This is a genomic window from Haloferax chudinovii, from assembly GCF_042663345.1.
Classification (GTDB): domain Archaea; phylum Halobacteriota; class Halobacteria; order Halobacteriales; family Haloferacaceae; genus Haloferax; species Haloferax chudinovii.
Genome location: NZ_JBHTAB010000020.1, coordinates 1 through 1,541, shown reverse-complemented (window position 1 = coordinate 1,541; position 1,541 = coordinate 1). Strand labels below are relative to the sequence as shown.

General features: G+C 58.3%; 2 protein-coding genes. Both read left to right on the top strand.

Translation table 11 applies throughout. The annotated features are described in order from the left end of the window. Positions 1-153: 153 nt before the first annotated feature. Positions 154-294: a DUF2080 family transposase-associated protein gene (locus ACFQI8_RS19435; RefSeq protein WP_004967282.1), complete on the top strand. Its 141-nt coding sequence runs from the start codon at positions 154-156 to the stop codon at positions 292-294. 8 nt (positions 295-302) lie between these two features. Next, a complete protein-coding gene (locus tag ACFQI8_RS19430) occupies positions 303-1,526 on the top strand; it encodes an RNA-guided endonuclease InsQ/TnpB family protein (protein WP_390247733.1) in 1,224 nt (407 codons plus the stop codon). Positions 1,527-1,541: the final 15 nt, after the last annotated feature.

Below are 1,541 nucleotides of genomic sequence, written 5' to 3'. Positions count from 1 at the left end.
CTGAATTGAGGCGCTAAGGCCCCTTCCTCAACGAGCGAGCGGAGCGAGCGAGTAGGGAGGGGATACAGCGCCGCACGAGTAGCAAACACGTTCGACGCTCGGCCCACAGGCCCACCGCCATCTTTATGTTGAAACTATATGTAAACATAGGTGATGGATAGACATGAAATCGAAGGCCACGAAGTCATCGACGGGACGGTCAAAGCCACCGGCAACGGCGCTCACGTCCTCGTCCCGAAACGATGGCGTGGCGCAGACGTGAAAATCGTCCGAACCACCGAACCTGACGAGTAGCACACCCGATGAACTACAACTACAGGTATCGACTCCGACCGTCCGACGCCCACCTCGAACAGTTAACGTGGACTGTCGATACCTGTAGACAGGTCTACAACCACTTCCTCCACCGACTCAACCGCACCGACGACACCTCGGCATACAGCGAGCAGAAACTCTTGCCGAGTCTCAAGAAATGGTGGGACGACCTGAAAGACGTTCACTCGAAGGTACTTCAGAAAGTCGTTCAGCGGTTGTACGATAACCTATCGACGCTTCGCGGACGCAAAGAGAACGGCTACCGCGTGGGGACGCTCAAGTGGAAGCCACCGGGCGAGTACCGCAGTTTCACCTACAGTCAATCCGGCTTCAAGCTCAAAAACACGAGCGGTCGGACTCGACTGTGGCTCTCGAAAATTGGTGAAATCCCGCTTACGTTCCACCGCGACCTGCCCAACGACGTCGAAATCAAGACCGTCACGGTCAAACAGGAACCCACCGGGAATTGGTACGCCGTCCTCGGCGTCGAAACCCCGGACGACCCATCGGAGAAGCCTGAGAATCCCGAGAGGTGCGTCGGTATCGACGTGGGGATTCTCAAGTACGCCCACGACACGGACGGAAACGCCGTTGAATCTCTCGACCTCTCCGACGAGCGCGAACGCTTGGAGCGCGCACAGCGCGACCTCTCGCGGAAAGAACACGGGTCTGCGAATTGGCAAAAACAGCGAAAGGTCGTGGCCGAACGCCACGCCGAGTTGAAGAACAAACGCCGCGACTTCTTGCACAAACTCTCGAACTACTACGCTCGGGAGTATGACCTCGTGACCGTCGAGGACTTGGACGCGAAGGGGTTAGTCGAACTTCCGGGCAACTCTCGAAACCGGGCAGGTGCGGCGTGGGGGACGTTCTTGCGGATGCTCGAATACAAGTGCGAACGCGAAGGGACTCACTTCGTGGCAGTAGACCCGGCAGGGACGACCAAAGAGTGTGCGTCCTGCGGTGTCTCGACGGACAAACCGTTGTGGGTGCGGGAACACTCCTGCCCGGCGTGTGGGTTTAAAGCGGATAGAGACGCGAACGCGGCGTGGAACATTCTTTCTCGCGGTATCAAGAAGCGGTTAGGGGCGGGACACTCCGAATCAACGCCTGTGGAGACTGCGCTCCCTGTGGATACACCTGTGTCTGCAAAGCGCGTCGTTGAAACAGGAAGCCCCACCCTCAAGCGCGAGCCGTCAGGCGAGCGGTAGGGTGGGGTAGTTCAC